An 18,992-nucleotide genomic window follows, 5' to 3' on the forward strand; every position below is an offset into this window, starting at 1 on the left:
AGAACAACCATGTCCAGTTCGGTCATCAAACGCTGGGAGCCGGAAAATCCGGGCTTTTGGCAAGAGGAAGGCGCGCAGATCGCCAAGCGTAATCTATGGATTTCCATACCGGCCCTGATGCTGGCCTTTAGTGTGTGGATGTTGTGGAGTGTGGTGGTGGTCAATCTCGACAAGGCCGGTTTTTCGCTGTCGAAAAACCAGATGTTCTGGCTGACCGCCTTGCCGGCGCTGTCGGGTGCCACCTTGCGCATTTTTTATTCATTTCTGGTGCCCATCTTCGGCGGGCGGCGCTGGACGGCCATTTCGACCGCATCCTTGCTGATTCCGGCCTTAGGCATGGGTTTTGCGCTGCGTGACCCGAGCACCGATTACCCGACCCTCTTGGTGCTGGCGCTATTGTGCGGTCTGGGGGGCGGTAACTTCAGCTCCAGCATGTCCAACATCAGCTTCTTTTTCCCCAAGGCCAAGAAGGGCATGGCCACCGGCCTGAATGCCGGCATCGGCAATCTCGGCGTGTCGGTGGTGCAGTTTGTCGTGCCGCTGGTGATTTCGGCCGGTGTGTTCGGTGTATTGAGCGGAGAGCCGCAAACCTTCGTCAAGGATGGGGTCGAGAAAAGTATCTGGCTACAGAATGCCGGCTTTATCTGGGTGCCGTTTATTGTGGTGGCTACGCTGGCCGCCTGGTTCGGCATGAACGACATTGCGGATGCCAAAGCCTCGTTTGCCGATCAGGCGGTGATTTTCAAGCGCAAGCACAACTGGTTGATGTGCTGGCTGTATGTCGGCACTTTCGGCTCATTCATCGGCTTTTCCGCCGGTCTTGCCATGCTGACCAAATCGCAGTTCCCCGGAATCAACCCGACGGCCTATGCTTTTCTTGGCCCCCTGGTTGGTGCGTTGACGCGCCCGATAGGCGGCTGGGTATCGGACAAGATCGGTGGGGCGCGGGTCACCTTCTGGGTGTTTGCCGCTATGATTTTGGCCGTGATCGGCGTGCTGCAGTTTTTACCGCAGAACGGTCATGGCGGCGATTTCTTCGGCTTTCTCGCCATGTTCATCATCCTGTTTGCGCTGACCGGCATCGGCAACGGTTCGACCTTTCGCATGATTCCGGTGATCTTCCTTACCGAACGCCAGCAAGCAGCCAAGGGTCGCGGCGTCAAGGCCGAGCATCAGGCGACACTGGATGCCGGCAAGGAGGCTGCGGCAGTGCTGGGCTTTTCCGGTGCGATTGGCGCTTACGGTGGTTTTTTCATCCCCAAGAGCTTCGGCACGTCTATCGAACTGACCGGTGGCGTGGATGCGGCCTTGCTGTGTTTTATCGCCTTTTACCTGAGCTGCATGGTCATTACCTGGTTGTTCTACTCGCGCAAGAACGCGGCCATGCCGTGCTGACGCAGGCCTGACGCCCGCGCCCATGAACCGCTCCCGCACGCTATCCGCTTGCCGGGGGCGGTTTTTTTACGTGAATCTCGAGTGAACCCAGTACGGCGGCCTAGTCACTGTGGCCTAGGCCGGTCTAGTGCGCTTGCCTGCATGTTCTCCTCCGGCAGGAGAATGGGTCTCTATATTTCTTCGGAATATGCTGTGAGGGTCGCAATCGTCTCAAAGGCCGGCATCTTCGGCCAATATGGAGAGCAATAATGAGTCACTTTCTGGACAGGCTGAAGTTCATGTCGCGGGTGAAATCCACCTTCGCCGACGGACATGGTGCCGTAGTAGATGAAGACCGCAGCTGGGAAGACGCTTACCGTAATCGCTGGACGCACGATAAGGTCGTGCGCTCCACTCACGGAGTGAACTGTACCGGATCGTGCTCGTGGAAGGTTTACGTCAAGAACGGCCTGATTACATGGGAGACGCAGCAGACCGACTACCCGCGCACCCGTCCGGATTTGCCCAATCACGAGCCGCGCGGCTGCCCGCGTGGTGCGTCGTACAGTTGGTATGTGTATTCGGCGCAGCGGGTGAAATATCCGATGATACGCGGCCGGCTGATGACCCTATGGCGCGAGGCACGCAAGACCATGGGGCCGGTTGCAGCCTGGGAATCCATCAGTCAGGACCCGGAAAAAGCCAAGCGCTATAAGGAAGTGCGCGGCCTTGGCGGCTTCGTGCGCGCCGACTGGGATACCGCCACCGAGATGATCGCGGCGGCCAATGCGCTGACCATCAAGAAGTTCGGTCCCGACCGGGTGATCGGCTTCTCGCCGATTCCGGCCATGTCCATGGTCAGCTATGCCGCAGGTTCCCGCTATCTGAGCCTGATCGGTGGGGGCTGCTTGTCGTTTTACGACTGGTATTGCGACTTGCCGCCAGCCAGCCCGCAAGTGTGGGGCGAACAGACCGACGTGCCCGAGTCGGCCGATTGGTATAACGCCAGCTACCTGATGGTGTGGGGCTCCAATGTGCCGATGACACGTACCCCCGACGCCCACTTTTACACCGAGGTGCGTTACAAGGGCACCAAAACGGTAGCGGTATCGAGTGACTTCGGTGAAATGGTCAAGTTCGGCGATATCTGGCTTGCGCCCAAGCAGGGTACTGATGCCGCGCTGGCGATGGCCATGGGTCATGTGATCCTGAAAGAATTCCACCTCTCCGGAAAATCGGACTACTTCGCGGGCTATGTGAAGCAGTACACCGATATGCCGATGCTGGTGATGCTCAGGGCGCAGGGTGGTGCTTTGGTGCCGGATCATTTCCTGCGCGCGTCACATCTGGCCGGCAATCACGGCGAAGCCAATAACCCCGAGTGGAAAACCCTGCTGCTGGACGATAGTAGCAATACCCTGGTCGTCCCTAACGGTACCATCGGTTTTCGCTGGGGCGAGAGTAAGGCCGGTGACGGCGAGAAAGTCGGCCGCTGGAATCTGGAGCAAAAAGACGGCGGCTCGGGCCGTGAAGTCGATCCGCGCCTGACGCTTCTGGGGGCGCACGATGAAGTGGCTGGCGTCGGCTTCCCTTATTTTGGTGCCGAGCACGACGAATTACTGGTACGTAATGTGCCGGTCAAACGGGTGGCACTGGCGGATGGCAGTAGCGTGCTGGTCGCGACCGTGTACGACCTGCAGATGGCCAACTACGGCATAGACCGTGGCTTGGGCGGCGGCAATGTGGCGTCGGACTTTGGCGACGATGTGCCGTATACCCCTGCGTGGCAGCACAAGCACACGGGGGTGCCGCCTGCACAGGTGATTCAGGTCGCACGCGAGTTTGCCCAAAATGCGCACGACACCCACGGCAAGAGCATGGTGATTGTTGGTGCCGGCCTCAACCACTGGTACCACATGGACATGACCTACCGCGGCATTATCAACATGTTGATGATGTGCGGCTGTGTCGGCCAGAGCGGGGGCGGCTGGGCGCACTATGTGGGCCAGGAAAAGCTGCGTCCGCAATTTGGCTGGGCCCCCCTGGCTTTTGCCACCGACTGGCAGCGCCCGCCGCGCCAGATGAACGGTACTTCGTTCTTCTACGCGCATACCAGCCAGTGGCGTCACGAAAAGCTGCATGTGGACGAAATCCTGTCGCCGACTGCAGATGCCGCAAAATACGGCCATATGAGCATGATTGACCTGAACGCCAAGAGTGAGCGCATGGGCTGGCTGCCATCCTTGCCGCAGTTGCAGACTAATCCGCTGGATGTGGTGGCAACTGCCGAGGCTGAAGGCAAGGATCCGGTGGCCTATGTCGTCGAGAACCTCAAATCGGGCAAGCTCAAGATGAGTTGCGACGACCCGGATCATGTCGCCAATTTCCCGCGCAATATGTTTGTGTGGCGCTCCAATATTCTGGGCTCCAGCGGCAAGGGGCACGAGTATTTCCTCAAGTATCTGCTGGGTACGCAGAACGCACTGTTCAGCGACGACGCCGACGGCATCAAGCCTAGCGAAGTCAAGTTTCATCAGCAGGCCCCCGAGGGCAAGCTTGATCTGTTGACGGTGCTGGACTTCCGTATGAGCACAACCTGCCTGTATGGCGATATCGTGCTGCCGACGGCGACCTGGTACGAGAAAGACGACCTCAATACCTCCGACATGCACCCCTTTATCCACCCGCTGTCCGAAGCGGTGCAACCGCTATGGGAAAGCAAGACCGATTGGGAAATCTACAAGCTGCTGGCGAAGAAATTCAGTGAAATCGGTGGCGAGTATCTGGGCACCCGCAAAGACATCGTGCTTACCCCCTTGATGCACGATACCCCCGGAGAGCTGGGTCAGGCGCTGGAGCCGAAAGACTGGAAATACGGCGAGTGCGAACTGGTACCGGGTAAGACCGCACCAAATATGACCGTGGTCGAGCGCAACTATGCCGATGTATACAAGAAGTTTACTTCGGTGGGGCCGCTACTCGACAAGCTGGGTAATGGCGGCAAGGGCATCGCCTGGAATACTGAGCACGAAGTGCAGGAGCTGGGGGCCTTGAGTAAGCGGGTTACCGAGTCCGGCGTCAGTGAAGGCCGGCCACGGCTGGACACGGCGATAGACGCCGCCGAGATGATCCTGACTTTTGCACCCGAGACCAACGGTCATGTGGCGGTCAAGGCGTGGGAAGCCCTATCCAAGATCACCGGCCGCGACCATAGCCATCTGGCCATAGGGCGCGAGCACGACAAGATCCGCTTCCGTGACGTACAGGCGCAGCCGAGGAAGATCATTTCGGCTCCGACCTGGTCTGGCCTCGAGAGCGAGGAGGTCAGCTACAACGCCGGCTACACCAATGTGCACGAGCTGATTCCATGGCGCACCCTGACCGGCCGCCAGCAGTTCTACCAGGACCACCGCTGGATGCTGGATTTCGGCGAGAGTTCCTGCGTGTACAAGCCGGCCGTCGATCTGAAAACCGTGCAGCCTATGCTGGGTCGCAAGCCCAACGGCAACACCGAGATCGTGCTCAACTTCCTGACCCCGCACCAGAAGTGGGGCATACACAGCACCTACTCGGACAATCTGAGGATGCTGACGCTGTCGCGGGGCGGCCCGCATGTGTGGATTTCGGAAGAGGAAGCCAGGACGGCGGGGCTGGTCGACAACGACTGGGTCGAAGTGTTCAACGTCAATGGCACGCTGACGGCGCGCGTGGTGGTGAGCCAGCGTATTCCCAAGGGGATGTGCATGATGTACCACGCCCAGGAGAAGATCGTAAACGTGCCCGGCGCAGAAACCAGCGGCAAGCGCGGTGGCATTCACAATTCGGTGACGCGTACCGTGCTCAAGCCGACCCATATGGTCGGCGGCTACGCCCAGCAGGCCTGGGGCTTCAACTACTACGGAACTGTGGGCGCCAACCGCGACGAATTTATCGTGCTGCGCAAGATGAACAAGGTGGACTGGCTGGAAGGCCCGTTGCTGGAAGAAGGAGCCGCCCAATGAAAATCCGTGCCCAAGTTGCCATGGTGCTTAATCTGGACAAGTGCATAGGCTGTCACACCTGTTCGGTCACCTGCAAGAATGTATGGACCAGCCGTGATGGTGTCGAATACGCCTGGTTCAATAACGTCGAGACCAAACCCGGCATCGGCTACCCAAAAGAGTGGGAGAACCAGAAGAAATGGAAGGGCGGCTGGCAGCGTAACGCAGCCGGCAAGCTCGAACCGCGTCAGGGCGGCAAGCTGAGGATACTGGCCAATCTGTTTGCCAACCCCAATCTGCCGCAGATCGACGATTACTACGAGCCGTTTACCTTCGACTACGAACACCTGCAAAAAGCGCCACTAAGCCAGACGCCACCGACCGCGCGCCCGGTGTCGGTGATTACCGGCAAAAAAATGGACAAGATCAAGTGGGGGCCGAACTGGGAGGATGACCTAGGCGGCGAGTTTGCCGCGCGCAGCAAGGATGTCTTGTTCGAAGGCATACAGAAGGAGATGTACAGCACCTTCGAAAATACCTTCATGATGTATCTGCCGCGTCTATGCGAGCACTGCCTGAATCCGGCCTGTGTCGCCAGCTGTCCGTCCGGCTCTATCTACAAGCGCGAGGACGACGGTATCGTGCTGGTCGATCAGGACAAGTGCCGTGGCTGGCGCATGTGCGTGTCTGGTTGTCCGTACAAAAAGATCTATTACAACTGGCAAAGCGGTAAGGCCGAGAAATGCACCTTCTGCTATCCGCGCATAGAAGCCGGTCAACCTACCGTGTGTTCGGAGACCTGCGTCGGCCGTATCCGTTATCTGGGGGTGCTGCTTTACGACGCCGACAAAATAGAGTCGGCCGCCAGTGTGGCTAACGAGCAGGATCTGTACGAGGAGCAGCTCAAGGTTTTCCTTGATCCGAACGATCCTGCGGTGATCGCCGAGGCGAGACGGCAGGGCATCCCCGATAGCTGGCTTGAGTCGGCGGCGAAGTCGCCGGTCTACAAGATGGCTTGCCAGTGGAAGGTGGCCTTCCCGTTGCATCCGGAATACCGCACCTTGCCTATGGTGTGGTACATCCCGCCCTTGTCGCCGATACAGGGCGTGGCCGCAGCCGGGCATATGGGCATGAACGGCATGATTCCAGACGTGAAAAGCCTGCGCATCCCGGTCAGGTATCTGGCCAATCTGTTGACGGCCGGCAAGGAAGCGCCGGTGGTCAGTGCGCTGGAGCGCATGCTGGCGATGCGTGCCTACAAGCGTGCCGAAGTGGTTCACGGCCAGCAGGATCAGGCGGTGCTGGATCAGGTAGGCCTCTCTGCCGCGACGGTGGAAGACATGTACCAGACCATGGCGATTGCCAACTACGAAGATCGTTTCGTGATTCCGTCCTCGCACAAGGAAATGGTCGAGGACAGCTTCAATGAGAAGGGTAGTTGCGGCTTTACCTTCGGCAACGGCTGCTCGGGCGGCACATCGGAAGGTTCGCTGTTCGGCAAGAAACCGCAAGGCAGCGTGATCTATGTCGATATGCCCAAGTCGCGCAAGGCGGCGACCGAGTAAATCTGTATCGGGTCGGTGCCGGCATTAGGCTGCACTGGCCCAGGAGAAGCAAGATGAGTCTTTACCGTATTTTATCGGCGTTATTGAGCTACCCGGAGCAGGACTTGCTGGATGCCAAGGGCGAAATTGCCGCTGCGCTTGAAGCTTGCCCCGAAGCACGTGATACGCTTTTACCCTTGACCGATTTTTTGGCGGGTGACGATCTGATCGCCTTGCAGGAAAATTATGTGGCGACTTTCGATCGTAGCCCCAGGCATTCGCTACATCTATTCGAGCATATCCACGGCGAGAGTCGTGACCGGGGCCAGGCGATGGTGGACCTGTTGCACGAGTATCAGGCGCACGGCTTCGAGCCATCCGAAAAAGAGCTGCCCGATCACGTGCCCTTGTTCCTCGAGTTTCTCAGTCTGATAGAGGCTGAAGAAGCTGAAAAACTGTTGGGCGATGCCATCCATGTGTTGGCGGCCATCGGCGCGCGTCTGGCACGGCATGACAGCCCATATGCTGCCGCCTTTGTGGTGCTGACCACGCTGACCCGCGTGGTGCCGCAAGAGCAGACCGACCCTCCGGTTCGCGACATGGATGAGGCCATGGAAACCTTCGGCCCCGGCGTTGATGGTGTCGAGCCCCTGCTTAAGCCGCATGATGCAATAAGCCACACCGTCCGTTTCTTCCCGCGCGGCCATCAGACCGCCAACCGAACTGCACCGGGAGCATGAGATGAGCTACCTAGACCAATTCCTGTTTGGTATTTACCCCTATATCGCGCTGAGCATCTTCTTCCTGGGTTCACTGGCGCGTTTCGAACGCGAGCAGTACAGCTGGAAAACTGATTCGTCGCAGCTTTTGTACGCGGGCCAGCTGCGAGTGGGCAATATCCTGTTCCATATCGGCATTCTCGGCCTGTTCTTTGGCCACTTTGTCGGTCTGCTGACGCCAGTGGTGTTATGGGATGCTTTGGGTGTCAGTCATGGCTTCAAGCAGATGGTTGCTATCGTGATGGGCGGGCTGTTCGGGATCTGTGCATTGGTCGGTATTTTGATCTTGCTGCTGCGACGGCTGGGTAACCCGCGTATCCGTGCTACCACCAAGATGTCCGACAAGCTGGTGTCGCTATGGATACTGGTGACGCTATTGCTGGGCCTGTCTACGCTGTTTGTTTCTTATGAACACCGTGACGGCCACATGATGGTGATATTGATGACCTGGGCGCAGCGTGTGCTGACCTTTCAGGGCGGTGCTGCCGTGCTGATGGCCGAAGTGCCGCTCTTGTTCAAGGCCCACTTGTTTATGGGCATGAGTCTGTTCGTGATTTTCCCGTTTACCCGTCTGGTGCATGTCTGGAGCGGCTTTGGTGCGCTGAGTTATCTATCGCGCGCCTGGCAGCTGGTACGTTCGCGCTAAGGCATGCGCTGATCCGGCCCAGCTTTGGCGGGTCGGCATAAACCACACAGGAGAAATACGATGCCCATTGTTGTCAACGGGGTCGAACTGACCGACTCAGAAATCGAACAGGCACTGCCCGACTACCAGGACAGTATCAATCCGGTACATGAAGCCACCACTGCCTGGGTGTTGCAGCGGGTATTGCTGGATGAGGCCGCACATCAGAGTCTGTCGCTGGACGAGCCTGAGGCCGCCATCGAGGCCTTGTTGCAACAGCAGGTGAAGGTGCCCGAGGCGGATGCCGAGAGTTGCCGCCGCCACTATGAACAGCATCCGGCGCGCTTTACCGTCGGAGAAATCGTCGAGGCCGACCATATCCTGTTTCAGGTTACGCCCGATGTGAAGCTGGATGCCCTGACTGCTCTGGCCGAATCGGTGCTCTCCGAGGTACTGGCCGACCCGGCCTGTTTTACCGGCAAGGCGCGCGCCCTGTCCAACTGTTCATCGGGCCAGCTAGGCGGGAATCTGGGGCAGTTGTCGCGTGGCGAGTCGGTGCCAGAATTCGAGCGGGTGGTGTTTGCTATGGCCGAGGGCGAGACCCTGAACCGTCTGTTGCAAACCCGCTTCGGTCTGCATATCGTGCGTGTCGTCCACAAGGAGCCGGGGCGCTTGCTGCCGTTTTCTGCCGTTGAGGCGCAGATTGCCGGTGTATTGCATGCCGCCAGTCTGGATGCGGCTACACGCCAGTACCTGAAACGGCTGGTCGGTGAGGCTAGCATCAGCGGTTTTGATTTGAAGGGTACCGACTCGCCTCTGGTGCAGTAAAGCGCGTGTCAGGCGGGCTGACGGCCATGGCATGTTTTTTGCATTACCGGTACATTGACACCCCTTTCCTCTGGAGCCTGTGATGACGGCCTTGCCCAATGGCGCAGGATTGACCGACGGTTTCGGTCGGCGTATCGACTACTTGCGGGTCTCGGTCACCGATCGTTGTGATTTGCGTTGCACTTACTGCCTGCCCAAGGGCTTCAAGGGCTTCGAGGAGCCGGCACACTGGCTGACGCTTGATGAAATGGCGCGCCTGATCGGGCTGTTTGTTGGCCTTGGCGTAGCCAAGGTTCGCCTGACCGGTGGCGAGCCCTTGCTGCGGCGCAACTTAGCCGATCTGGCACGCAAGATCACGGCCTTGCCCGGCCTTGCCGACCTGTCCTTGTCGACCAATGCGACGCGTCTGGTTCAGCATGCGCATGAGCTCAAGGCAGCGGGGGTAGGGCGTTTGAATGTGAGTCTGGACACGCTGGACGCCGATTGTTTTGCCCGCATCACCGGCCGTGATTGCCTGGCGCAGGTGCTGGATGGTTTGCTGGCGGCCAAACAGGCGGGCTTCGCACCGATCAAACTCAATGCCGTGGTGCAGGCCGGGGTGAATGAGGCCGATATCGCGCGTCTGATGGAATATTCGCTGACGCACGGCTTTGTCCTGCGCCTGATCGAAACCATGCCGATCGGCGACACCGGCCGCCAGGCCGCCTATGTGGATGTGACGGCGCTGGGCGAACGCATGGCCCGCGAGTACCGCCTGATCCCGCAGTTACTAGGGCAAGGCGCGGGGCCTGCACGCTATTGGGTCAGTCCCGATGGGGGCATGAGCTTCGGCGTGATAACCCCGATGTCACGCCATTTTTGCGCGGCATGCAACCGTGTGCGTCTTGGTGTGGATGGCACACTCTATCTGTGCCTTGGGCAAAACGACAGCGTCCCTCTGGGCGCGCTATTGCGCGCCGGGGCTAGCGATGGCGAACTGCTTGCCGCCATCCGCGCCGCTATCGCAGTCAAGCCCGAGCGCCACCATTTCAACGAGACACCGGACAAAATCGTGCGCTTTATGTCGCAGACCGGTGGTTAGAGTCAGGGAATGGCCATGCATGATATCGAACGCTTTATCGAGGGATTTTCCCGCTTTCAGTTGCAGTACTTCGACAGCAGTAGTGGTCTCTATCACGAGCTGAAGCAGGGGCAGCATCCAAGTACCCTGCTGATAGGTTGTAGCGATTCGCGCGTCGATCCTGCCCAGCTACTGGGCTGTGATCCGGGTGATATTTTTACCGTACGCAATGTGGCCAACCTGGTGCCGCCTTGCGGTGCGGCCAAGAGTCACCATGGTGTTTCTGCGGCTATCCAGTTTGCCGTAGACCAGCTTCAAGTCTCACGCATCATCGTGCTGGGGCATGCCCAGTGTGGCGGGATACGCGCCTTGATCGAGCAGCGCTTCGAGCCGAATGGTCAAGACGATTTTATCGGGCCATGGGTGGCGATTGCCGAGCCGGCACGGGTGCGGATTGAGGCGGTCATGGCCAGCGCCAGCCAGGCAGAAAAGCGTCGCGCTTGCGAGCTGGCCGCCATTTTGGTCTCGCTGAAAAATCTGGAAACCTTCCCCTGGGTCAAGCGGGCTATGGATGCCGGAAGCCTGACCCTGCATGGTTGGTATTTTGATCTGGACGCAGGCGCCTTGCTCGCGTACTCGGCTCGCTCGGATGCCTTCCTGCCTTTGGTATGCCCATTAAGCGGGCGCTGACAACCTGCCGGTCTTGCTGTAGTACGCGCTTCCTGCCGGTTTGGCCATGCGAATTTCACCGGGTTACACCCCACACTTTTTGCCGGGACATCCATGCAAGAACATAATTTTGCCATCCCGCAGCCAGACTGGGTGCACCGCCTGTCTACCCGTATTGTGGCCAGCGCCATTGCGGCACTTTTCATCATTATGGCGATGATTTCCGGTACTTTGTGGCTGTCCTGGCAGCTGGAAGGCGCCGCGGCCGCTATTAACGAGGCCGGCAGCCTGCGCATGCGGGCAACGAGGGTGGCACTGGAACTGCAAACGCCTGCTTATAGCGTTCTGGAGCGAAAGCAAAGGGTGGACACCGAACTGGCCGTGCAGGCGCGCACCCTTTCGCAACTGGTGCATGGCAATGCGGCACGGCCTTTGTTTCTTCCTGCAGAGCAGGGTGTGCAAATGCAGATGGGCCAGGTCGTGGACTACTGGGAAGGGCTGCTCAAACCTGCTGCGCTTATTGCGCTGCAAACCGGCAATAGCCATGCCTATCGACAGGCCCTGCCCGGATTCATCCATCATGCCAACAAACTGGTATTGCTGGTCGAACAGAATAACGAACGAAAAAACAATTGGTTGCGGCTGTCGCAAGGTGTGCTGGGTTTGGTGGCTTGTGCCGGCACACTGACCATGATTTATCTTTTGTATTTGTGGATCATCCTGCCGGTGTTGCGCCTGCAGCAGGGCCTGCAGCGCATGGCGCGGCATGATTTTGCTACCCGCCTGCCGGTAGAAAGCCAGGATGAGCTGGGGGCAGTGGTTGTCGGGTTTAATGCCATGGCCGATGAGCTGGAGGGCTTGTACCGCAGCCTGGAGGCGCGGGTGCGGGAGAAAACCGCGCAGCTGGCGGCACAGAACCGCGAATTGTCGGCGCTATACGAAGTTGAGGCCTTTCTCAACCAGCCAGGCGATATCGATGCTTTGTGTCGCGGGTTTTTACAAAGGGTCATGCGCCTGCTGAACGCGCAAGGCGGCAGCTTGCGGGTGCTGGACAGTAGTAGAGACAGGCTGCACCTGATGGTTTCCGAAGGGCTCTCTGATGCGCTGGTCGCCGCTGAGCGCTGCATGCGGGTAGACCATTGTTTTTGCGGTGAGGTCAGCCGTAGCGGACCGCTGGTCGTGCATGATTTTCGCCAGCGCGCAGAGTCCAGCGTCGAGCCTTTTCGCTGCAGCGAGGAAGGTTTTTCAGCTCTGGCTGTTTTCCAGATTGTGGCGGTCAACCGGGTGCTGGGCACTTTTTCCCTGCATTTTGATGCGCCACGCGAGATGGCTTCGGCCGAGATCCAGTTGCTGGCCACGTTGGGGCAAAGACTGGGTATTGCTCTGGATAACCGCCGCCTGAGTGCCAAAGCGCGCCAACTGGCTGTGGCTGAAGAGCGTTCTCTGGTTGCGCAGGGTTTGCATGACAGCATCGCGCAGGGTTTGAACTTCCTCAATCTACAGGTGCAGCTACTCGCGTCAGTCGCCCGTGAGGACAATATGGATGAGGTGCGCGAAATTATTCCGCTACTTAAAACCGGTGTCGAAGAGAGTTATCAGGATGTACGTGAACTATTGCTGAATTTCCGCAGCAAGCTGGGGCAGGGCGAGCTTCTGGCCGCCATAGACGAAACGCTGGCACGTTTTCGCCGCCAGTGCAGCGCCGAGGTGGTTCTTGACATTAAGGAACAAGGCGGTGCGCCCTTGCCGCCGGATCAGCAACTGCAAGTCCTGTTTATCTTGCAAGAAGCGCTATCCAATGTGCGCAAGCATGCCTGTGCCAGTGAAGTAAATATCGTTTTGCATAACGGATCGGACTTTGTACTGCAAGTGAGCGACAATGGCGATGGTTATGAGCCATCCGAAGTCGCGGCACGCGCAGAAAGCCACATCGGCCTGCATATCATGCAGGAACGCGCGGTCCGGCTGAATGCCCGGCTGGTGCTGAGTTCGGTACCGGGCAAAGGTACCCGCTTGATCCTGACCCTGCCACAGGCAGTACGCCAAGCAGCTTGAAAACCAAAAATGAGTCTGGCTTATGAGTATCCGCATACTACTGATAGACGATCACACCCTGTTCCGTTCCGGTATCCGCCTGTTGCTGCAGCGCCAAAGCGATTTTGATGTGGTGGGCGAGGCTGCAGATGGCGTCGAAGGCATCAAGCGCGCCAAGGTTTTGCAACCCGATGTTATTTTGCTGGACCTGAATATGCCCGGCTTGTCCGGACTGGATACCCTGCAACTGCTGGTGCAGGATCTGCCCGATGTTGCTGTGCTGATCCTGACTGTGTCGGAAGAAGCCGACGAACTGGCGCAAGCGCTACAAAATGGTGCGCGCGGTTATTTGCTGAAAAATATAGACGCAGACATCCTGACGCATGCCATACGCGATGTTGCCGCAGGGAAATCGGTGATTGCGCAGGATATGACCGCCAAGCTGGTGGCTCAGTTTCGCAATCAGCCGCGTGCCAGCTCTCCGGTAGCCGTGCCGGCCGAGCATGACAAGCTGACGCCGCGCGAACGTGAAATCGTGCAGTGTCTGGTGCGCGGTGAAAGCAATAAGGAAATTGCGCGCCATCTGGATGTGGCCGAGAGTACGGTTAAAATCCATGTGCAGAACGTGCTGAAAAAATTGAACCTGTCCAGCCGTGTGCAGGTGGCTGTCTACGCCGTGGGTCATGGCCTGGGCTGACCGAAACGTCTTCCATAAAAAACGGACCTGAGTGGTCCGTTTTTTATGTGTGCGATCCGGCTCAGGCTTTTTTGACCCAGGCGCTGCACCAGCCCTTGTTGGCAGCCAGTTTGCCGCCAAAAATGGCACACGGCGCTGCCGCATCGGTGGCCTTGCCCTGGAATAGCTGGCAGTTGCCGCAATTCTGGGTGGCTGCGTATTTAGGGAACTTGGCCTTGTCGACCTTGCTGCCGACCGCCTTGTAGCCCAGTGCTACGGCTTGCGGATCGGTTTCGGCTACGGTGGCAGGCGCGGCCATGGCCTTGCCGCCTAGTATGGCCAATGCCCCTGCTGCTGGAATGACTTTCAAGAGAAAAGTGCGACGGCTGGTCATACGTGGTAACTCCTTTACGAGGTCGGCAGTGCATCACCGTCTAAGGTGATGCGGATTTTTATATGCTTCATGAACTTTAGTGCAATTTACCCGTTTTGCTTAAGCGTTTGTCTTGATTTGGGTCAAGTATGACGCTGTTGTTGCGGCCGCATGGTTATCTTTCTTTTCCTGTCTGCCTCGCATCGCTAGACTGGCACTCTTTGGATGCCGATATTGATGAAACAGATCATAGCCATCTGCTGCGGTGCCAGTCTCGGCGCCTTGTCCCGCTGGGGCTTGAGCGAGCTTAACCGCCATTTTCCGTTGTTGCCGCCAGGCACGCTGCTCGCCAATTTGCTGGGCGGCTATCTGATAGGTTTGGCGATCGCCTATTTTGCCCATGCCGATATTGCGCCGCATTGGCGTTTGTTTGTAGTGACCGGTTTTCTTGGTGCACTGACGACGTTTTCGACTTTCTCGGTCGAGGTGACATCCTTGCTGCAGCAGGGGCGGCCGTTCTGGGCCGTATTCGCCATCGGCAGCCATGTGCTGGGCTCCTTGTTGATGACGGCGCTGGGGCTGGCCAGCTGGAATTATCTGCATAAGGCCGGTCTGTTCTGATTCAGTTTTAGGTAGTGGATAGCAGCGCCTCAACCAGTCGCCTGGCGTGGGCGGGTAGCGCCTGCCAGTCCCGGAAGGCAATTTTGAGTTCGCGCTCCGCCCAGTTATCGCTCAGCTTGATGATTCCCAGCCCGTATAGCGGCGCCAATTGCCGGGCGCTTTGTGCCGGCAGGATGCCCAGGCCGCATCCCTCGGCTACAAGGCTGGCCAGTGCCTGAAAATTAGGGGCACGTACACGTATGCGCAGGCTGTGGCCTTTCAGGCGGGCCATGTCCTGCATGAAACATTGCATGGCACTGTTATGGGGCAGGCCGACAAAGGGCTGGTCCAGTACCTCGGTAAACTGGCATTCGCAGCGTGAGGCCAGTGGATGCCGGCCGGCGGCGATGATGACCAGGCGGTCACGGGCAAAGGGCAGTTGTGTCAATTTTGCTGCGGCCATGCTGCCATCCAGTATGCCGATATCGATGGCGCCTTGCTCGATCTGGCCGACGATCTCGCGACTGGGGTGTTCGCTCAACTGCAGGTCGACGTCCGGTTCGCTGGCAAGGAAGCGTCCCAGCTTGTCGGGCAAAAATACACTGCAGGCCATGGTGTTGCCGCTGATGCGTATGCTGCGGGGCAGGCCCAGACTCATCTCGCCCATGTCGCCATTCATCTTTTCGGTCGCCTGCAGCAGGCTACGGGCATGAAACAGCAGTACTTCGCCGGCAGGGCTCAAGGAAATGCCGCGCGAATGGCGCTCTACCAGTCTGACTCCATAGATGCTTTCCATTTTTTTCAAGCGCTGGCTCGCGGCCGACAAGGCCATGGGAAAGCGCTCGGCCGCCCGGCTCAGGCTGTTGCTTTCAGCCAATAATATAAAAAACTGCAAATCCACTAGATCCAAACGCATGATGACCCTTCGTTTTTCATGAAACCAGATTGCCGCAATGAAGCAAGCAGATGGCGCGGCCGCTACGCATAATCTACGGATTGACAGGCATTAACGAATACCATGACGAATATCAAGCTAGCTGTACAGGCGAATGCCTTCGCAAATTATAAAGGCATACTGCTGGCAGTGCTATCTGCTGCCGGCTTCTCGGCCAAGGCCATTTTTGTCAAACTGGGCTTTGGCTATGGTGCCAATGCCGAGACGCTGCTGGCATTGCGCATGTTGTTTGCGCTGCCTTTTTTTGTGCTGATGGCGCTGATGTGCATCCGGCAGGGCGCGCTGCGGCGCATCGCGTCACGTGACTGGGGCGGTATCGTGGTGCTTGGCTTGTGCGGCTATTATCTGGCGAGTCTGTTTGATTTTATCGGCCTGCAATACATTTCGGCCGCACTTGAACGCCTGACGCTATTTCTGTATCCAACCGTGGTGCTGTTTCTTTCGGTGCTGTTTCTGGGTAAGCGCTATCCGCGTCAAGTCTGGCTTGCCGTGGTACTGGCCTATGCCGGTGCCGCGCTGGCCTTGCAGCATGATCTGGGCGCGGCATCTAGCGGGAGTGCCGTCTGGCAGGGAGTTGCCTGGGTCAGTGCCGGCATGCTGGCTTATGCGGTCTATATTGTCGGCTCGGGCGAGATGGTGACGCGCATCGGTGCCAACGCATTCCCGGCATTTGCGACGCTGGTAGCCTGTGCGGCCGTGCTCTTGCACTTTGCGGTGAGCCAGCCGCTGTCGGCGCTGGCGGTGCCGTGGCAGGTCTATGCGCTATGTCTGGGGATGGCCTTATTCAGTACCGTGTTTCCGGTGTGGGCGCTCAGTCATGCCATCCGTTTGCTGGGCGCCGGACGTGCCGCCTCGATGAGCACGCTGGGGCCGGTGCTGACGCTGTTTATGGGCTGGGCCATTCTGGATGAAACCCTGTCATGGTCGCAACTGGCCGGTGCGGCACTGGTGATCATGGGCGTGGTGCTGATTGCGCGTAGCCATCGAGAAAAGACGGTGCCGGCAAGGGCGGGTGCCGTGAACCTGCCGGAGGCGCAAGTCGGTACGGCTTGATACGGTGGCTGATTGCCAGTCGCAGGCATGCAGGTTACAGTGAAGATCTACCCAGCGCCCGCCATCAGACGGGCGTTATTCATTTTCGGAGAGCCCGCATGAAGCCCGTCATCCTGATCCTGCCGATAGACGGCATGAGCTGCGCCGCTTGCGCTACCCGCATTGAAAAACTGCTGGGGCGGCTGGACGGGGTGGACGCCAGCGTCAGTTTTGCCAGCGAGAGTGCGCAGCTGAGTTTCGATCCAGAAAAGCAGAGTCTGCCGCTACTGCTTGCGGCCATCGCCAAAGCCGGTTTTAGCGTGCCGCACACTACGCTGCAACTGGCATTGGAAGGCATGACGTGTGCCGCGTGTGCGATACGTATCGAGAAGGTGTTGAATCGTCTGCCGGGGGTAGAGGCCAGCGTAAACTTTGCCAGCGAAACAGTCGCCGTGACTTTCCCTGAAGGCAGCCAGAGCGCGGGTACGCTGATTGCACAAGTCAAGAAAGCGGGTTTTGGTGCGCGCCTGATCAGCAATGAGGCCGATAGTGATGCCGCCAGCGCGCGCCATGCTGCCGCTTACCGTCACGAACTGAAGGTGTTTGCACTATCGCTGCTCCTCACCTTGCCCTTCCTGCTGGAAATGGCCAGCATGCTGGCCGGTGCGCATCACGGCTTTTTGTCGCGCCCGCTGCAACTGCTGCTGGCAACACCCGTGCAGTTTTATGTGGGCTGGCGCTTTTACAAGGGCGCGTATAGTGCGCTGCGCGGGGGGGGCGCCAATATGGATGTATTGGTAGCGCTGGGTACCAGCATGGCGTGGGGCTTTTCCGCCTGGGTGACGCTGGCGGGATGGACGCAACTGCATGTCTATTTCGAGGCCAGTGCGGCGGTGATTACGCTGGTGCTGCTGGGTAAACTGATGGAGGCGCGTGCCAAGGGCAAGACCAGCGGCGCGATCGAGGCGCTGATCCGGCTGGCACCCAAGATGGCGCGGATAGAGCGCGACGGCGGTTTTGCCGAGGTGGCGGTGGCCGAACTGGTGGCCGGCGATGTGGTGGTGGTGCGTAATGGTGAAAACGTGCCGGTGGACGGGGTGATCCTGTCCGGCCAGGCCAGCTTTGATGAAAGCCTGCTCACCGGCGAGAGCCTGCCCTTGGCTAAGGGCGAGGGGGCGCAGGTATTTGCCGGTAGCAAGAGTCGGGACGGTATGGTCAGGATACGGGCCACCGGGGTGGGGAGCCGTACCCAGCTGGCGCAGATCGTCAAGCTGGTGCGCGAGGCGCAGGGTTCCAAGGCGCCGATACAGCGCCTCGCCGATGTGATTTCCGGCGTGTTTGTACCGGTGGTGGTGGGGATTGCGGCACTGACCTTTGTCGCGACCGCCTACTTCCTGGGTAGCTGGCCACAGGCGCTGATACACGCCGTGGCCGTACTGGTGATTGCCTGCCCGTGTGCGCTAGGCTTGGCGACGCCGACGGCGGTGATGATCGGCATCGGCAACGGAGCGCGGCGCGGCATCTTGTTTCGCAACGCAGCCGCGCTGGAAACAGCCGGGCGCTTGCAGCTGGTGGTGGTGGACAAGACCGGCACCCTGACCGAAGGCCGGCCCGAGCTGGTCGAGGTGCTGGCCTTGTCCCGCAGTGCTGACGAAGTGCTTGCGCTGGCGGCGGCGGTAGAAGCCGGCTCCGAGCATCCGCTGGCGCAGGCTTTACTGACTGGGGCACAGGCCAAGGATCTGGCACTGCCTGCGGTCAGTGCTTTTGATGCCGTGACCGGGCAGGGTGTCAGTGCCGATGTTGCCGGGGTTGGCCGGGTGCGGGTTGGCCAGCCGGCGTGGATAGGCCTTGCATTACCGGCAGAGGCGCAAGGCTGGGCGGCTAAGGGGCGTACCGTGATTGTGGTCGCGGCAGGGGATGAGCTATTGGGCGTGCTGGCGATTGCCGACAAGCTTAAAGCCACTTCGCGCGAGGCTGTCGCCCGCCTCAAGGCGATGGGGATACGGGTGGTGATGCTGACTGGCGACAATGGCGGCACCGCTGCCGCGATAGCGGCAGCGGCGGGCCTGTCCGAATTCAAGGGCGAGGTTAAACCCAGGGATAAGGCTGCTGCGGTTGAAGCCTATAAAAAATCCGGACTCAAGGTGGGCATGGTCGGTGACGGGGTCAATGACGCGCCGGCACTGGCGGCGGCCGATGCCAGTTTCGCGATGGGCGCAGGCTCGGATGTCGCCATCGAGGCGGCTGACGTGACGCTGATGCATGGCGATCTGATGCATCTGGTCGACGCCATCCGTTTGTCGCGTGCCACCTTGCGCAAAATTCGCCAGAACCTGTTTTTTGCCTTTATCTACAATACGCTGGGCATCCCGCTGGCGGCCTTGGGCTTGTTGAATCCGGTCATCGCCGGTGCGGCCATGGCGATGAGTTCGGTCTCGGTGGTCAGCAATTCCCTGCTGCTTA

At 59.0% G+C, this 18,992-nt stretch carries 15 protein-coding genes; 13 read left to right on the plus strand and 2 right to left on the minus strand.

What is annotated here, in order from left to right:
• The first annotated feature begins 9 nt into the window (after positions 1-9).
• The 10 genes from ACRC1E_RS00595 to ACRC1E_RS00640 all read left to right on the plus strand — a co-directional run bounded on the left by ACRC1E_RS00595 (position 10) and on the right by ACRC1E_RS00640 (position 13,590).
• On the plus strand, positions 10-1,395 hold the full coding sequence (locus ACRC1E_RS00595; protein ID WP_438513168.1) for a NarK family nitrate/nitrite MFS transporter: 1,386 nt from the start codon (positions 10-12) through the stop codon (positions 1,393-1,395).
• A 248-nt stretch (positions 1,396-1,643) separates the two neighbouring features.
• A complete protein-coding gene (locus ACRC1E_RS00600) occupies positions 1,644-5,375 on the plus strand; it encodes a nitrate reductase subunit alpha (RefSeq protein ID WP_438513169.1) in 3,732 nt (1,243 codons plus the stop codon).
• The gene (gene narH / locus ACRC1E_RS00605; RefSeq protein WP_438513170.1) at positions 5,372-6,919 is read left to right on the plus strand and encodes a nitrate reductase subunit beta; all 1,548 of its coding nucleotides are present in this window, start codon (positions 5,372-5,374) and stop codon (positions 6,917-6,919) included. The genes ACRC1E_RS00600 and narH overlap by 4 nt, the downstream gene beginning before the upstream one ends.
• A 53-nt stretch (positions 6,920-6,972) precedes the next feature.
• Entirely contained in the window at positions 6,973-7,638 is a 666-nt protein-coding gene (gene narJ / locus ACRC1E_RS00610; RefSeq protein WP_438513171.1) for a nitrate reductase molybdenum cofactor assembly chaperone, read from the plus strand.
• Position 7,639: 1 nt separating this feature from the next.
• On the plus strand, positions 7,640-8,323 hold the full coding sequence (narI, locus tag ACRC1E_RS00615) for a respiratory nitrate reductase subunit gamma (RefSeq protein WP_438513172.1): 684 nt from the start codon (positions 7,640-7,642) through the stop codon (positions 8,321-8,323).
• Between the two features lie 60 nt (positions 8,324-8,383).
• A complete protein-coding gene (locus ACRC1E_RS00620; RefSeq protein WP_438513173.1) occupies positions 8,384-9,130 on the plus strand; it encodes a peptidylprolyl isomerase in 747 nt (248 codons plus the stop codon).
• A gap of 82 nt (positions 9,131-9,212) precedes the next feature.
• The gene (moaA, locus tag ACRC1E_RS00625; protein WP_438513174.1) at positions 9,213-10,211 is read left to right on the plus strand and encodes a GTP 3',8-cyclase MoaA; all 999 of its coding nucleotides are present in this window, start codon (positions 9,213-9,215) and stop codon (positions 10,209-10,211) included.
• 15 nt (positions 10,212-10,226) lie between these two features.
• Complete coding sequence (locus ACRC1E_RS00630; RefSeq protein ID WP_438513175.1) at positions 10,227-10,880, plus strand: carbonic anhydrase; 654 nt, start codon at positions 10,227-10,229, stop codon at positions 10,878-10,880.
• A 93-nt stretch (positions 10,881-10,973) separates the two neighbouring features.
• Positions 10,974-12,914, plus strand: a complete 1,941-nt coding sequence (locus ACRC1E_RS00635) for a type IV pili methyl-accepting chemotaxis transducer N-terminal domain-containing protein (protein WP_438513176.1) — start codon at positions 10,974-10,976, stop codon at positions 12,912-12,914.
• Between the two features lie 22 nt (positions 12,915-12,936).
• Positions 12,937-13,590, plus strand: a complete 654-nt coding sequence (locus tag ACRC1E_RS00640; RefSeq protein ID WP_438513177.1) for a response regulator — start codon at positions 12,937-12,939, stop codon at positions 13,588-13,590.
• A 61-nt stretch (positions 13,591-13,651) separates the two neighbouring features.
• Here the strand turns inward: ACRC1E_RS00640 and ACRC1E_RS00645 are convergent, their stop codons facing one another.
• Positions 13,652-13,963: a high-potential iron-sulfur protein gene (locus ACRC1E_RS00645; protein WP_438513178.1), complete on the minus strand. Its 312-nt coding sequence runs from the start codon at positions 13,961-13,963 to the stop codon at positions 13,652-13,654.
• A gap of 216 nt (positions 13,964-14,179) precedes the next feature.
• Between ACRC1E_RS00645 and crcB the strand changes: the two genes are divergently transcribed.
• Positions 14,180-14,563, plus strand: coding sequence for a fluoride efflux transporter CrcB (crcB, locus tag ACRC1E_RS00650; RefSeq protein WP_438513179.1), 384 nt, complete (start codon positions 14,180-14,182; stop codon positions 14,561-14,563).
• A 7-nt stretch (positions 14,564-14,570) separates the two neighbouring features.
• Here crcB and ACRC1E_RS00655 read toward each other — a convergent pair whose 3' ends face one another.
• A complete protein-coding gene (locus tag ACRC1E_RS00655; protein ID WP_438513180.1) occupies positions 14,571-15,458 on the minus strand; it encodes a LysR substrate-binding domain-containing protein in 888 nt (295 codons plus the stop codon).
• Positions 15,459-15,560: 102 nt separating this feature from the next.
• Here ACRC1E_RS00655 and ACRC1E_RS00660 point away from each other — a divergent pair, with 102 nt between their 5' ends.
• Both ACRC1E_RS00660 and ACRC1E_RS00665 read left to right on the plus strand, forming a co-directional pair.
• Complete coding sequence (locus tag ACRC1E_RS00660) at positions 15,561-16,550, plus strand: DMT family transporter (RefSeq protein ID WP_438513181.1); 990 nt, start codon at positions 15,561-15,563, stop codon at positions 16,548-16,550.
• Positions 16,551-16,648: 98 nt separating this feature from the next.
• The coding region (locus tag ACRC1E_RS00665; protein WP_438513182.1) for a heavy metal translocating P-type ATPase at positions 16,649-18,992 on the plus strand (2,344 nt) is incomplete at its 3' end.

Origin of the sequence: Craterilacuibacter sp. (assembly GCF_051659485.1) — a bacterium.
Lineage (GTDB): Bacteria > Pseudomonadota > Gammaproteobacteria > Burkholderiales > Chromobacteriaceae > Craterilacuibacter.

What these genes read in the sequence shown, in the direction of transcription:
- ACRC1E_RS00595 (WP_438513168.1), top strand. Translation starts at nt 10, where the DNA reads ATGTCCAGTTCGGTCATCAAACGCTGGGAGCCGGAAAATCCGGGCTTT.
- ACRC1E_RS00600 (WP_438513169.1), top strand. Translation starts at nt 1,644, where the DNA reads ATGAGTCACTTTCTGGACAGGCTGAAGTTCATGTCGCGGGTGAAATCC.
- narH (WP_438513170.1), top strand. Translation starts at nt 5,372, where the DNA reads ATGAAAATCCGTGCCCAAGTTGCCATGGTGCTTAATCTGGACAAGTGC.
- narJ (WP_438513171.1), top strand. Translation starts at nt 6,973, where the DNA reads ATGAGTCTTTACCGTATTTTATCGGCGTTATTGAGCTACCCGGAGCAG.
- narI (WP_438513172.1), top strand. Translation starts at nt 7,640, where the DNA reads ATGAGCTACCTAGACCAATTCCTGTTTGGTATTTACCCCTATATCGCG.
- ACRC1E_RS00620 (WP_438513173.1), top strand. Translation starts at nt 8,384, where the DNA reads ATGCCCATTGTTGTCAACGGGGTCGAACTGACCGACTCAGAAATCGAA.
- moaA (WP_438513174.1), top strand. Translation starts at nt 9,213, where the DNA reads ATGACGGCCTTGCCCAATGGCGCAGGATTGACCGACGGTTTCGGTCGG.
- ACRC1E_RS00630 (WP_438513175.1), top strand. Translation starts at nt 10,227, where the DNA reads ATGCATGATATCGAACGCTTTATCGAGGGATTTTCCCGCTTTCAGTTG.
- ACRC1E_RS00635 (WP_438513176.1), top strand. Translation starts at nt 10,974, where the DNA reads ATGCAAGAACATAATTTTGCCATCCCGCAGCCAGACTGGGTGCACCGC.
- ACRC1E_RS00640 (WP_438513177.1), top strand. Translation starts at nt 12,937, where the DNA reads ATGAGTATCCGCATACTACTGATAGACGATCACACCCTGTTCCGTTCC.
- ACRC1E_RS00645 (WP_438513178.1), bottom strand. Translation starts at nt 13,963, where the DNA reads ATGACCAGCCGTCGCACTTTTCTCTTGAAAGTCATTCCAGCAGCAGGG.
- crcB (WP_438513179.1), top strand. Translation starts at nt 14,180, where the DNA reads ATGAAACAGATCATAGCCATCTGCTGCGGTGCCAGTCTCGGCGCCTTG.
- ACRC1E_RS00655 (WP_438513180.1), bottom strand. Translation starts at nt 15,458, where the DNA reads ATGCGTTTGGATCTAGTGGATTTGCAGTTTTTTATATTATTGGCTGAA.
- ACRC1E_RS00660 (WP_438513181.1), top strand. Translation starts at nt 15,561, where the DNA reads ATGACGAATATCAAGCTAGCTGTACAGGCGAATGCCTTCGCAAATTAT.